This window comes from Halomonas sp. DP4Y7-1 (genome assembly GCF_019800705.1).
Taxonomy (GTDB): Bacteria; Pseudomonadota; Gammaproteobacteria; order Pseudomonadales; family Halomonadaceae; genus Halomonas; species Halomonas litopenaei_A.
The window spans coordinates 46,666-59,569 of sequence record NZ_JAHVKS010000009.1; the positions used below are offsets into that span (position 1 = coordinate 46,666).

Below are 12,904 nucleotides of genomic sequence, written 5' to 3' on the forward strand. Positions count from 1 at the left end.
AGGTGTTCATATGCAGCGTTCAGTGACAGAGTTTCTCCGTCCTCGCGACATCAAGGTCGAAGAGATCAGCGCACACCACGCAAAGATCGTGCTCGAGCCGTTCGAGCGTGGCTTCGGCCACACGCTGGGCAATGCTCTGCGTCGTATCCTGCTCTCGTCCATGCCCGGCTGTGCCGTGGTGGAAACCGAGATCGCAGGCGTCGACCATGAGTACAGCGCGATCGAGGGCGTCCAGGAAGATGTCATCGAAATCCTCCTGAACCTCAAAGACGTGGCGATCAAGATGCACAGCCGCGACGAGGCGATGCTCTCGCTGAACAAGCAGGGCCCGGCCGTCGTCACCGCTGGTGACATCGCCGTCGATCACGACGTCGAAGTGGTCAACCCCGAGCACGTCATCGCCCACGTCAATGAAGGCGCCGAGCTCAAGATGCAGCTCAAGGTGGCCCGTGGTCGCGGCTATGAGCCTGCGGATGTCCGCAGCGAAGCCGACGACGAAACACGCGCCATCGGCCGTCTGCAGCTGGATGCGACCTTCAGCCCCGTGCGCCGCGTTTCCTACAGCGTCGAAGCCGCTCGTGTTGAACAGCGTACCGACCTCGATAAGCTGATCATCAACCTGGAAACCGACGGCACCCTGGATCCGGAAGAGGCCATCCGTCGCAGCGCGACCATCCTGCAAGAGCAGCTGGCAGCGTTTGTCGATCTGGAAGCCGACAAGGAACAGGAAGTGGTCGAGGAAGAGGATCACATCGATCCGATCCTGCTGCGCCCCGTAGACGATCTCGAGTTGACCGTTCGTAGCGCCAACTGCCTGAAGGCCGAGAATATCTATTACATCGGTGATCTGATTCAGCGTACTGAAGTTGAGCTGTTGAAGACCCCGAACCTCGGCAAGAAATCCTTGAACGAGATCAAGGACGTGTTGGCTGCTCGTGGTCTGTCCCTTGGCATGCGGCTTGAAAATTGGCCGCCGGCTAGCCTGAAGGACGACAAGGCCACCGCCTAAGCGTCGGCTCGAGTCCCAGTTTGGTAAGGAATCACAACCATGCGTCATCGTAAGAGTGGTCGTCACCTCAATCGTACCAGCTCGCACCGCCAGGCCATGTTCCGCAACATGAGCGTGTCGCTGGTCGAGCACGAAGTGATCAAGACAACCCTTCCCAAGGCAAAAGAGCTGCGTCGTCATATCGAGCCGCTCATTACCCTGGCGAAGGAAGACAGCGTCGCTAACCGTCGTCTGGCCTTCAGCCGTACTCGCTCCAAAGAAGCAGTCGGCAAGCTCTTCAACGAGCTGGGTCCGCGTTACGTCGAGCGTCCGGGCGGTTACGTCCGTATTCTCAAGTGCGGCTTCCGCACCGGCGACAACGCCCCCATGGCCTTCGTCGAGTTGGTCGATCGTCCCGTCGCTGAAGAAGAGGCCGTCGGCGAGGAGTAATCCTTTCGACAGCGCTTCAACACGACGCGAAACCGCCACCCTGAGTGTTCAGGGTGGCGGTTTTTTTTGTCTGCACTTCGCTATCACAAGTGCCTGTTTATTAAGTAAAACTCTGCTGACGATGAATGCCTGTAACGAGCAATGACGACGACGGTAGAGTCTTGCCATGCCTGGCCCTCCTGGCTTCCCCTATGATGTCAGTCAGGCACAAGGTTTCGGGGAAGGAGTTTAATCAGATGTGGCAGAGGCTAATATCGCTCCTCGTGCTGTTGTCGGTCATAGTCGGGCCACAGACACAGGCAGCACAGTTAGATGAGAAGGAAGAGCTCAGGCCATCATCCCTCTCGGTCGACGCTGCCAGCGTGCGTGAGTGCTTTGTGCAGATGGGTCAGGAGGGGGCCGGCAGCTGCATCGCAGAGGCTGCAAACCTTTGCCAGGAGAGCGACGGCGGTAGCACGACCCTGGGGATTGTCGCTTGCCTTCAGGCCGAGACCGAGGTCTGGGACGATCTGTTGAACGCGCAGTACCTGGAGTTGCGGGATAGTATGCGCGAGCAGGATCAGGAGTGGCCGGAACTCGGTATCTCTCGCGCGGAAGCGCTCAGGGATGTGCAGCGCGCCTGGATTGCCTTTCGCGACGCCGAGTGTGGCTATGCCTACGCCCGCTACCAGGGCGGCACCATTCGCAATGTGGTCGCCGCGTCATGCGTGCTTGAAGAAACCGCGCGCCGCGCGTTGACGCTCAAGGGTGTCCTGCATGAGGGCAATATGTAGGCGTAGGGCTTGTCGTTGACCGGCGAGCTGTCTTTGAGTCAGCTGGCGCTGTCACTGATGCGCTGATCGATCCAAAGTGCGAGATCACCTAGAGCCTCCAAGGCGCCTTCTCGGGTATAAGGATGTGGCCAGGCATCGAGGGCCAGATAGCGCTGGTTGCTTTCAAACCAAAAGCCTGGCGTTTTCTTGTCGCGGTAGAACGACCAGGCATCGCTCTTGGTGTCCGGAATAGTGCTCGTGAATTCCGCGGCAAGACTGTCTAGGTCCGCCGATGTCGCTTGGCGGTCGATGTAGCCCCTAACGTAGAAGCCGATACTTTCGCTATCGCCAGCGTCAGACTCAGAGCAGGGGTAGTAAACGAGACAGGCCTGGTTGTTCTGTCCCTCCCAGCGCGCCAAGGAGAACCGCAGGACCTTTTCTTCGCCATCACTCCAGCTGTTCGTTGTTTTGATGATGTCTGATTCTGCCACCTCAAGGGTCGCAGTCAGCTGACGCATGCACTGCTGACGCAGCTCAGCCTCCAGCAAATGGAATTTCTCTGATGCCTGCTTGAGTTGAGCAAAGTGTTTGAGGGCAAATGTCAGTTCCTTGTCGTCCATGATCATGGCTTTTTCCTGGTGCGCAATGTTGTGCATGTGCTGCAGCAGCTCCTGATAGAAGACCTGCCACTTGGTAAAGGTGTGGTGGGCAATTTCTTGACCGAATCGCTCTCGAGCCACGGTAATAAGTTCGTCGTAAGAGACGCAGATCCAGTCGTCAGGGACATCTGTCCGTTGGGATAGTGGGCTCAGCACGCAACGGACCCGGTGGAGCTGATGATAGGAGTCGATCAATTTGGTGTAGGAGGGGAAAGGATTGTCGGATGCGGAGGCCCAGACTTTGTGCTCGACGCCTATGACGAAGCTTTCACCCAAGATGACCAAGTCGAGCCGTTTGTCATTGCCATTCCATATGTCAGGTGACGGAACTTCGCGCTCAACGGAGATACTCTCCCAGTCTGTGCGAACAAGGAGTTCATCTTGGAGGTCTTCGTGGAAGGCGCCCTTATGGAGCAGGCACGCTACCAGGGCCTTGGCTAGCCAGGTTGGCGCTCCTTCATGACTACCCATGAAGATTGCCATCAGATCGGACAGGCGGTTCTCATGGTGTCCTGGCCCTGCACTTGAAAACAGGTTGAGCTCTGGCGGCGTTGGCGCGGGCAGTCGCTCCATTTTGTCGAACAGCACCTCGAGCGCGCTATGCCCATCAGTGACTGATGGCCTCTTTAAGTTGTTCTGCATGGCAAGCCTTTTCGTAGCGAGATTCCGATAAACAGCCGTGTGATGATAGCGGAGATTGCCGTTGAGAGCGCTGCGACGACACCGCTTGGCGCTGATGCTTGGTATCCAGCAGGTGAGCACTGAAGTAGGGATGGGCTGCACTTATGTTCTTCCTCCAGTGTTCTGCCGCCAGGGCGCGCACCAATACGACAAGGGGAAGGCCGTGGCCTTCCCCTTGGGTCTAGCATCCGCTGCTCACCAGGTGAGCAGCGGGCTCCTGGGCGATCTCTCAGGCCGTTGCGGTGGCCTTGTCATCCTTGCGAGAGGTGGAGGGCGCACGTTCGAGCAGTGGCTTGAGGAAACGCCCGGTGTGGGAGATCTCCATGTTTGCAAGCTGCTCTGGCGTGCCTTCGGCGATGATCCGACCTCCGCCGGAGCCACCTTCAGGCCCCAGATCGATCAACCAATCGGCGGTCTTGATCACGTCCAGGTTGTGCTCGATGACGACTACGGTATTGCCGTGATCGCGCAAGCGGTGGAGCACCGTCAGCAGCTGGCGGATATCCTCGAAGTGCAGGCCCGTCGTGGGCTCATCGAGAATATACAGGGTCTTGCCGGTATCCCTCTTGGCCAGTTCCCGGGCCAGCTTGACCCGCTGGGCCTCGCCGCCGGACAGGGTGGTGGCGCTCTGACCCAGGCGAATGTAGGTCAGGCCGACGTCGACCAGGGTCTGCAGACGGCGTGCGATGGCGGGCACCGGGCTGAAGAACTCCAGGGCTTCCTCCACCGTCATCTCCAGCACTTCATCGATGGTCTTGCCCTTGTAGTGGATATCCAGGGTCTCGCGGTTGTAGCGCTTGCCCTTGCAGACATCGCAGGGCACATAGATATCCGGAAGGAAGTGCATCTCGACCTTGATCATGCCCTCGCCCTGGCAGGCCTCACAGCGGCCCCCCTTGACGTTGAACGAGAAACGCCCCGGCTTGTAGCCCCGTGAACGGGCTTCCTGAGTGCCCGCGAACAGCTCACGGATGGGGGTGAAGATGCCGGTGTAGGTCGCCGGGTTGGAGCGCGGCGTGCGACCGATCGGACTCTGGTCAATGTCGATGATCTTGTCGAGCTGATCGAGCCCCTCAATGCTCTTGTAGGGCGACGGCGTCAGGGTCGTGGCCTTGTTCAGCTCGCGGGCGGCGATCGGCATCAACGTCGAGTTGATCAGCGTCGACTTGCCCGAGCCAGAGACCCCGGTAACGCACACGAAAAGCCCCAGCGGAAGCTCCAGGGTGACGTCCTGCAGGTTGTTGCCGGTCGCGCCGGTCAGCTTGAGCGTCTTTTCCGGGTTACCGGGAATGCGCCAGGGGGGAACCTCGATGGCGCGGGTGCCGGACAGGTACTGGCCGGTCAGCGAGGCCTCATTGGCCATGACCTCTTCCGGGGTGCCCTCTGCGACGATTTCGCCGCCGTGGACGCCGGCGCCGGGGCCAATGTCGAGCACATGGTCGGCGGCGCGGATGGCGTCCTCGTCGTGTTCGACCACGATCACCGTGTTGCCCAGGTCGCGCAGACGCTCCAGGGTTTTCAGCAGGCGATCGTTATCGCGCTGGTGCAGGCCGATGGAGGGCTCATCGAGGATATACATGACGCCCACCAGACCCGCGCCAATCTGGCTGGCCAGGCGAATGCGCTGTGCCTCGCCGCCGGACAGGGTCTCTGCGCTGCGCTCGAGGTTGAGATAATCCAGGCCGACATTGACCAGAAACTCCAGCCGCGCCGAGATCTCTGCCAGGATTTTTTCGGCGATCTCGCCCTTGCGTCCGGGCAGGCTCAGCTCGCTGAAGTAGCGCTGGGCATCGCCGATCGGCAAGCGCACGACCTGGGGTAGCGTGGTGCCATCGACGAACACGTGACGCGCTTCCTTGCGCAGGCGTGAGCCCTCGCAGGTACGGCAGGGCTGCACGGCGATATAGCGGGCGAGATCTTCGCGCACCATGCTGGACTCGGTTTCCCGATAGCGTCGCTGCATATTGGGCAGCACCCCTTCGAAAGGGTGCTCCCTGGTAACCTTCTTGCCACGATCATTGACGTAGGTGAAGGCAATGTCGTCCTTGCCGCTGCCGTTGAGGATCACTTCCCGCTCGTGGCGCGCCAGTTCGTTCCACGGGGTTTCCAGCGTGAAACGGTAGTGGTCGGCGACCGCCTTCAACTGGTTGAAGTAGTAGACGCTGCGCCGGTCCCAGCCCTTGATCACGCCCTCGGCCAGCGACAGTTCCGGGTGGCTGATCAGCTTGTCGGGATCGAAGAACTGCTGGACCCCGAGTCCGTCGCAGGTGGGGCAGGCGCCGGCCGGGTTGTTAAAGGAAAACATCCGCGGCTCTAGCTCGGCGATGGAGTAGCCACACACCGGGCAGGCAAAGCGCGACGAGAAGGCCATATCCTCCTGCTCACCGTCCATGAAATGAATCATGGCAGTGCCGTCGGCCAGGCCAAGGGCGGTCTCGAAGGACTCGGCCAGGCGCTGCTCCAGGCCCTCGCGCACCTTGATGCGGTCAACGACCACGCTGATGTCGTGCTTGCGGTTCTTCTCCAGCGGGCGGACGTCATCGAGTTCCACCACCTGGCCGTCGATCATGGCGCGCACGAAACCTTGTGAGCGCAGCTCGGCCAGCAGCTGCAGGTGCTCACCCTTGCGTCCGCTGACGACCGGAGCCAGCAGCATCAGCTTGCTGCCCTCCGGTAGCGCCATGACCTGGTCGACCATCTGCGAAATGGTCTGCGCCTCCAGATCCTCCCCATGCTCCGGGCAGCGGGGGGTGCCAGCCCGTGCGAACAGCAGGCGCAGGTAGTCATAGATCTCGGTGATCGTACCGACGGTCGAGCGGGGGTTGTGCGAGGTGGATTTCTGCTCGATGGAAATCGCTGGAGACAGCCCCTCGATGTGGTCAACGTCAGGCTTTTCCATCATCGACAGAAACTGACGCGCATAGGTGGACAGCGACTCCACGTAGCGTCGCTGGCCTTCGGCGTACAAGGTGTCGAAGGCCAGCGACGACTTGCCGGAACCGGACAGTCCGGTGACCACGATCAGCTTGTCACGGGGTAGTTCGACGTCGATCTGCTTGAGGTTGTGGGTGCGTGCACCCCTGACCAGAATCTTGTCCATTCCCACCTCGAGGACGCGGCAAAAGGCCGATTATACGTGGCCCGCCTCCCCACCGGCAAAGTCGCGGTCGAAAAGTCGCCTGTGAAATGACCTTGAGCGCGGCATTTTCTGCACCGCTCGCAGGCGCTAGAATGTGCGGTCCATCTCCGGGGCCTGGCCCCGTCTTCAACGCCGGTATCTTTTTCATGTCCAAGGCCCGACTTCTGTTAGCCTCCGAACGGCGTGCCATCGTCGGTCTGGCGGGGCTCTACGCCACGCGCATGCTGGGACTCTTCATGGTCTTGCCTGTGCTTGCCCTGAATGCTGATCACCTGGCTGGCGCCACGCCGCTGCTGGTGGGACTGGCGCTCGGCGTCTACGGGCTGACCCAGGCCGTGCTGCAGATCCCGTTTGGACTGCTGTCGGATCGCCTTGGCCGCAAGCCGGTCATCGCCGCTGGCCTGGGGCTGTTTGCCATCGGCAGCGTGATTGCTGCTCAGGCAGACTCCATCGCCATGATGATCGTGGGCCGCAGCCTGCAGGGCAGCGGTGCGGTGGCGGCGGCCATCATGGCATTGCTGGCCGACCAGACCCGGGAACAGGTGCGCACGGCGGCCATGGCGACCATCGGGCTGTCGATCGGGGTGGCCTTCGGCGTGGCGATGGTGCTGGGGCCGCTGGTGGCCAGCCGGTTTGGTCTGGCGGGAGTGTTCTACTTCACCGCCCTGCTGGCGCTGCTGGGGTTGGTCGTGCTGTGGAAGCTGGTGCCTCCGGCGCCGCGGCGTCGCGGTCACCGAGACGTGGGCCTGGATCGTGGTCAGCTGGCCAGTATTCTTGGCCGCCTCGACCTGTGGCGCATGGACGCCTCGATCTTCAGCCTGCACCTGATCCTGATGGCCATCTTCACCGCGGTGCCGTTTCGCCTGGTGGATGCCGGGATCGTCGAGGCACACCATGGGCTGGTCTATCTGCTGGTGATGGGGCTGTCCTTTGTGGCCATGGTGCCGCTGGTCATCGTGGCCGAGAAGAAACGCAAGATGAAGCTGATGTGCCTCGGCGCTATCGCCACCATCACGCTTAGCCTGTTAGGCCTCGGCCTGTCGGGCACCGGCCTGGCGGCGCTGTGCGCCTGGCTGTTGGCCTTCTTTACGGCCTTCAACCTGCTTGAGGCGACGCTGCCGTCGATGATCAGCAAGCTGGCGCCTGCCGGTGCCAAGGGCACGGCCATGGGTGTCTATTCCACCAGCCAGTTCCTGGGCGCTTTCCTCGGCGGTGTATTGGGGGGCTTTCTGGCCCAGCAGTTCGGGCTATCGGCGGTATTTCTCGGAGCGGCTCTGTTGGGGCTTGGCTGGTTCCTGCTGATGCTCGGCATGCGTGCACCGCGTCACCTGTCCAGCGAGGTCGTGGCCCTGGCCGAAGACGTCGAACGCGATACGCTCGACAGTCTGATGGCACGCTTCGCCGCCGTCGCCGGGGTCGAGGACGTATTGGTGGTGCCGGAAGAACGGCTGGCTTACTTGAAGGTCGACCGCACACGGCTCGATACCGAGGCGCTGGAACGGCTGACCCGCACGTCGCGCCAGTCGACGCCCTGACCAGGCAGATGGCGGCAAGAGGCATGGGTGGCGCCAGTGCCCGCGGGATAGACGTACGCGATCAACGCCTGGCGGGGTCAGGTCATGCCGGGGCGCTCGATGTAGCGGCCAACTGTTGTGATCTCGCGTATAGTAGCCACACCTGTCTTACGTGACGCCGACCCGGTATTCGGTGTCGAAAGAACCTCTTCGAGGCGTGAGGGTCGTACCCTGCATGTCTCGGCATCATTATTTGTATCAAGGAGTCAACCATGGCCCGTGGCGTCAACAAGGTCATCCTCATCGGCAACCTCGGTCAGGACCCGGAGGTACGCTTCACCCCCTCGGGTACCGCCGTGGCCAATCTCAATCTCGCGACTACCGATACCTGGATGGACCGCCAGAGCGGCCAGCGCCAGGAGCGTACCGAGTGGCATCGGGTCGTGATGTTCAACAAGCTGGCCGAAATCTCGCAGCAGTACCTGAAGAAAGGCTCCAAGCTGTACATTGAAGGGCGCCTGCAGACGCGCAAGTGGCAGGACCAGAATGGCCAGGACCGCTATTCCACCGAAATCGTTGCCAGCGACATGCAGATGCTGGACGGTCGGGGTGAAGGCGGCCAGGGTGGCGGCTTCGGCGGCCAGCAGGGCGGCAACTTCGGCGGTGGCCAGCCCCAGCAGGGCGGCAACTTCGGTGGTGGTCAGCCCCAGCAGGGCGGCAACTTCGGCGGTGGCCAGCCCCAGCAGGGCGGCAACTTTGGTGGCGGTCAGCCCCAGCAGGGCGGCAACTTTGGCGGTGGCCAGCCCCAGCAGGGCGGTAACTTTGGCGGCGGTCAGCAGGGCGGTGGTCAGCAGAACCGTCCGCCCCAGCAGGCGCCGAACCAAGGCGGCCAGAAAGGCGGCTTTGGTGCTCCGGATCCGGGCAACTTCGACGACTTCGACGACGAAATTCCGTTCTGACCTGGGTGTATCCAAGGAAGCGCAGGATACGTCAGCCGAGCGGAAGAAGCGTCAGACGCCCGTAGTGCAGAACCCACTGCCTATTCGGTAAAGGCGGGGTGTTCGAGCAGCGCGCAACGTAGCGATTCGTCCGCGCAGGCATGTATGCAGTGTTTCCCTAAGCCAGGCAGCCCGTCTTGGCTTGCTGTCTTGGCTAGTCGTGTCGTGAGACCCCGCGGAAGCGGGGTCTCTTCGTTGGTGGGCAAGGTGGACCGTTGCTGGCTGGAGATGGGATCACTGCCTGTAGGGCCGCCGGTCATCACCGTCTGTCGTTGGGATGAACGCGACGATGCCTGTGCCGATAGCCTGGCAGGATGTGGCGATACCCGCGTCCCCTTCGCTGCACGTTGTCTTCGCCCCATTCGTCTTCGCCCCCTTCGTCTTCTGCCGGATGATCGTTGATTCCGCTCAGGCCGTCGCTGGCCCTCATCCGGCGCCTCTTCGCTCTCTGCTGGGCCAGCTTGCGCCTCAGCGGTCGCCGCCGGCGATGGGGTTTGCGGCGGAACATGACTCTGCATAGCCAGGCGGAGATGAGCGCGCTGGGGATGGAGTACATCACCCAGACATGATCTCTGTAGTGCTGTTCATTGGCGTCTGCAGCGCGGCGGGCGGTACCGAAGAACAGGGACTCGAGTGGCGCGTAAAGGTAAGGCCCGACGAGAATGGCCAGGGCAATCAGGGTGCCGATGAACAGGAAGCTGAAGACGACGATGATCGAGAACGCTCGTCGCTTCTTGCCGATCGTTACGGGCGGTTCAACATCCAAGAGGCATCCTCATCTGCTGCCGGCGGTGGGGAGGGCATGACGCCATGTCACTTTAGGCGAGCGAGCCCCCGGCGCAAAAGAGCAGACTGCTCCATGGCGAGCAGCCAAAGATCGCTAGCGTCAGCCTTTCATGAGCGGTGCTGGTGGACCACTCGGGTCACCAGACATGCCCCTGGTCGATGGGCCTTGGGAGATTGGGACACAAGGTCGATACAGTGAGCGGGCTACTGATTTTTGCCCACCAACTCCGTACAGTGATAGCTCCCCTGGACGCAATGGAGTGCCCGCGACGTGGCCGGTCTCGAATGGTACCAATATGCCCTGATTGGGCTGATCTTCTGCTGGAGCGGCTTTGTGCGCACCAGCCTTGGCTTTGGCGGTGCGGTGCTGGCGCTGCCATTTCTGTTGCTGGTACTGGATGAGCCGCTGGTCTTTCTGCCCATCGTGGCGGTGCATCTGTTGATCTTCTCCAGCTGGATCGCCTGGCGCGGCAGTCGTCAGATCAAGCAGGAGGCGGGCGGCGAGCACAGCAACATCGACTGGCGCTATTTAAAGCGGGCGCTGTCGATCATGATCATCCCCAAACTGATAGGCGTCGTCGGATTGTTGACGTTGCCGGCAGAGCTGATGACGGCGGTGATCTTCGTGATCGTCATCATCTACGGCGCCAGCTACGCCCTGAACCGCCCGTTTCGAAGTCGCAGCAAGGGCGTCGATGTCGCTCTGCTGGCGCTGGGCGGGTACGTGAGCGGCACGTCGCTGATCGGGGCGCCGCTGATCGTGGCCGTGTTCGCCTCCCACGTGGCCAAGTACCAGCTGCGCGATACCTTGTTTGTGCTGTGGTTCATCCTGGTGGTGATCAAGATGGTGTCCTTCATCATCGCCGGTGTCGACCTGCAGCTGGAGCACCATCTGTGGCTGCTGCCCTGTGCTCTGGTGGGGCACGTGTTGGGCGAGCGAGTGCATCAGGCACTGCTGGGAGCGCGTTCCGAGGTGTTCTTCCGGGTGCTTGGCGTGGTGCTGGTGGTCGTCAGCCTGGTGGGGCTTGCCACCAGCCTCGGCTGAGCGCCGCTTGACCGCCAGATAGCTTCATGAGCAGGTCTGCAAGCCGTCCATACGCAGGTGATGTGGAAGACACCGCCGAGGACGGCAGCGCCTGCCATGGGAGGGGCGCTGTTTCGCCAGCAGTTGGTGTAGAATGTGGCCTTTTGGTGCTGCCTCGTCGAGGGAGTATCCGCCGTAACGCCAAGGGTATCGTGCAGACCTGCACGCTGCCCTCATGGACGAGGAGTCGTCGTGAAGCTGCTGATTCTGGATGCGGGGCATTGCCTGTCGCTGGCCCTGGCACGGGAAAGCAACCGGCGCGGTGATACGGAGCTGGTGATCGATCCTGCCACCCGGGTGGGAGCGGACAAGCTGCGGGCGATTGCGCCCGATGCACTGATCATTCCACCGTTGTCGCGCCCTTTCAGCGTGCCCCCCGCCGCCGTGATGGAACACGCCGAGGCTGTCGAGGCCTGCATGGAGGCCTGTCGCGATGTCGGTATTCCTCTGGTCTGGTGCGTATCTGACCAGTTGTATGAGGACGGTCATGCCTCGCCGATCGACGAGCATGTCATTCCGGCCCCTCGCGATGAAGGCCTGCGCCGCCTGGTGACCGCAGGCGACCGAATCCGGGCAGAGTGCCACCAGCACCTGATCGTGCGCGTGGGCCCGATGTTCGCCCTGGAAGGCAGTCACGCCTGGTTGGGCGAGCTGCTGGATACCTTGATCAGTGGTGGCGTGGTACGTGCCGAAACGGATGTCACCCTCTGCCCCACCTCCGCCGATGCAGTGGCCATGGCACTGATAGGCATGCTCCAGCAGCAAGCCTGCGGCGCGGATGCCTGGGGCAGCTATCACCTGGCAGGTGTCGAGCCGGTCAGCGCTTACACCTTTGTCTGCATGGTGCGTACCCAGCTGGGGACGCGGCTTGAAGGGCAGGGCGAGCAGATTGCGTTGGGCGAGGTCAAGGCGCTGAGTCATCACCACGATCAGCCGTTACGCCGAGTCCTCAATTGCCGTCGAGTGCTGGAGGTGTTTGGCGTGCATCAGAAGCCATGGCGACTGGAGGTGGGCCGCATGCTCGACACCTGGTGCCAGGCGCGTGATGATGCCGCCGCCATCCAGGACAAGGGGGACGCAACCCCATGAACGTGCTGCGCAGCGTCATCTTCTACATCGGCTACTTTGCGGCCATGCTGGTCTGCGGCCTGCTGTTTCTGCCTCCTGCCCCCCTGCTGCCACTGCGTTCGCGCTACCGGCTGCTGAATCTCTACAACCACTTCATCATTGCCTGGTTCCGCTTGGTATGTGGCGTGCGCTACGAGATGCAGGGGCATGAAAATCTGCCCGACGGCCCGGTAGTGATTCTGTCCAACCATCAGTGCGAGTGGGAGACCGTCTACCTTCAGCTGCTCAAGCCTCCGGTCTGCACGGTACTGAAGAAAGAGCTGCTCAACTTCCCGATCTTTGGCTGGGGCTTGCGCCTGCTTCACCCCATTGCACTGGATCGCTCCAAGCCGGCTCGCGCCATGAAGCAGGTGCTCAGCCAGGGTGGACAGCGTCTCAAGGAGGGGCTTTCCGTGCTGATCTTCCCCGAAGGCACGCGGGTCGATCCCGGCAAGCGCCGCCGCTACAACAAGAGCGGTGCGGTGATCGCCTGTCGTGCAGGAGTCCCCGTGGTGCCCGTTGCACATAATGCCGGTGAATGCTGGCCCGGCCGAGACTGGGTCAAGCGTCCTGGTCGTATCTCACTGGTGGTGGGTGAGCCGATCGCCACACAAGGGCGCACCCCTGATGAAGTGCTGGCAGACACCGAGGCCTGGATCGAGGCGACACTTGCTGAGATATCCAGCGTGCCTCGTCCCCACCAACCGGCTTCGCGTACCGAGACCGCTTGAAACCTGGCGACGGCG

The 12,904-nt window shown here is 61.8% G+C and carries 11 protein-coding genes; 8 read left to right on the forward strand and 3 right to left on the reverse strand.

The features are described from left to right. Positions 1 to 10 precede the first annotated feature (10 nt). From KUV72_RS16050 to KUV72_RS16060, 3 genes are all read left to right on the forward strand, one after another. Positions 11 to 1,009, forward strand: a complete 999-nt coding sequence (locus KUV72_RS16050) for a DNA-directed RNA polymerase subunit alpha (RefSeq protein ID WP_108133880.1) — start codon at positions 11 to 13, stop codon at positions 1,007 to 1,009. A 39-nt stretch (positions 1,010 to 1,048) separates the two neighbouring features. Then, on the forward strand, positions 1,049 to 1,438 hold the full coding sequence (gene rplQ, locus KUV72_RS16055) for a 50S ribosomal protein L17 (protein WP_206944185.1): 390 nt from the start codon (positions 1,049 to 1,051) through the stop codon (positions 1,436 to 1,438). Between the two features lie 236 nt (positions 1,439 to 1,674). Further along, positions 1,675 to 2,211, forward strand: coding sequence for a lysozyme inhibitor LprI family protein (locus KUV72_RS16060; protein ID WP_222239065.1), 537 nt, complete (start codon positions 1,675 to 1,677; stop codon positions 2,209 to 2,211). 38 nt (positions 2,212 to 2,249) lie between these two features. Here KUV72_RS16060 and KUV72_RS16065 read toward each other — a convergent pair whose 3' ends face one another. Both KUV72_RS16065 and uvrA read right to left on the reverse strand, forming a co-directional pair. Beyond that, complete coding sequence (locus KUV72_RS16065) at positions 2,250 to 3,632, reverse strand: PD-(D/E)XK nuclease family protein (RefSeq protein WP_222239066.1); 1,383 nt, start codon at positions 3,630 to 3,632, stop codon at positions 2,250 to 2,252. A gap of 127 nt (positions 3,633 to 3,759) precedes the next feature. Continuing rightward, on the reverse strand, positions 3,760 to 6,630 hold the full coding sequence (gene uvrA / locus KUV72_RS16070; protein WP_206944180.1) for an excinuclease ABC subunit UvrA: 2,871 nt from the start codon (positions 6,628 to 6,630) through the stop codon (positions 3,760 to 3,762). 185 nt (positions 6,631 to 6,815) lie between these two features. Between uvrA and KUV72_RS16075 the strand changes: the two genes are divergently transcribed. Both KUV72_RS16075 and KUV72_RS16080 read left to right on the forward strand, forming a co-directional pair. Beyond that, a complete protein-coding gene (locus tag KUV72_RS16075) occupies positions 6,816 to 8,204 on the forward strand; it encodes an MFS transporter (protein WP_222239067.1) in 1,389 nt (462 codons plus the stop codon). A 251-nt stretch (positions 8,205 to 8,455) separates the two neighbouring features. Then, on the forward strand, positions 8,456 to 9,142 hold the full coding sequence (locus tag KUV72_RS16080; RefSeq protein ID WP_206944176.1) for a single-stranded DNA-binding protein: 687 nt from the start codon (positions 8,456 to 8,458) through the stop codon (positions 9,140 to 9,142). Positions 9,143 to 9,440: 298 nt separating this feature from the next. Here the strand turns inward: KUV72_RS16080 and KUV72_RS16085 are convergent, their stop codons facing one another. After that, a complete protein-coding gene (locus tag KUV72_RS16085; RefSeq protein WP_222239068.1) occupies positions 9,441 to 9,947 on the reverse strand; it encodes a hypothetical protein in 507 nt (168 codons plus the stop codon). A gap of 291 nt (positions 9,948 to 10,238) precedes the next feature. On the opposite strand from KUV72_RS16085, the gene KUV72_RS16090 reads away from it, so the two are divergent. From KUV72_RS16090 to KUV72_RS16100, 3 genes are all read left to right on the forward strand, one after another. After that, positions 10,239 to 11,012 carry a TSUP family transporter gene (locus KUV72_RS16090; protein ID WP_206944170.1) on the forward strand — a complete coding sequence of 258 codons (774 nt, stop codon included), beginning with the start codon at positions 10,239 to 10,241 and terminating at the stop codon, positions 11,010 to 11,012. A 231-nt stretch (positions 11,013 to 11,243) separates the two neighbouring features. After that, entirely contained in the window at positions 11,244 to 12,140 is an 897-nt protein-coding gene (locus KUV72_RS16095) for a sugar nucleotide-binding protein (RefSeq protein WP_206944168.1), read from the forward strand. After that, positions 12,137 to 12,889 (forward strand): lysophospholipid acyltransferase family protein, encoded by a 753-nt coding sequence (locus KUV72_RS16100; protein ID WP_222239069.1) that lies wholly within the window; start codon positions 12,137 to 12,139, stop codon positions 12,887 to 12,889. The genes KUV72_RS16095 and KUV72_RS16100 overlap by 4 nt, the downstream gene beginning before the upstream one ends. The last annotated feature ends 15 nt before the right edge of the window (positions 12,890 to 12,904 follow it).

Bases quoted from the DNA above. Each gene is read 5' to 3' on its own strand.
- KUV72_RS16060 (WP_222239065.1), top strand. From the start codon at position 1,675: ATGTGGCAGAGGCTAATATCGCTCCTCGTGCTGTTGTCGGTCATAGTC.
- KUV72_RS16050 (WP_108133880.1), top strand. From the start codon at position 11: ATGCAGCGTTCAGTGACAGAGTTTCTCCGTCCTCGCGACATCAAGGTC.
- uvrA (WP_206944180.1), bottom strand. From the start codon at position 6,630: ATGGACAAGATTCTGGTCAGGGGTGCACGCACCCACAACCTCAAGCAG.
- KUV72_RS16100 (WP_222239069.1), top strand. From the start codon at position 12,137: ATGAACGTGCTGCGCAGCGTCATCTTCTACATCGGCTACTTTGCGGCC.
- rplQ (WP_206944185.1), top strand. From the start codon at position 1,049: ATGCGTCATCGTAAGAGTGGTCGTCACCTCAATCGTACCAGCTCGCAC.
- KUV72_RS16075 (WP_222239067.1), top strand. From the start codon at position 6,816: ATGTCCAAGGCCCGACTTCTGTTAGCCTCCGAACGGCGTGCCATCGTC.
- KUV72_RS16080 (WP_206944176.1), top strand. From the start codon at position 8,456: ATGGCCCGTGGCGTCAACAAGGTCATCCTCATCGGCAACCTCGGTCAG.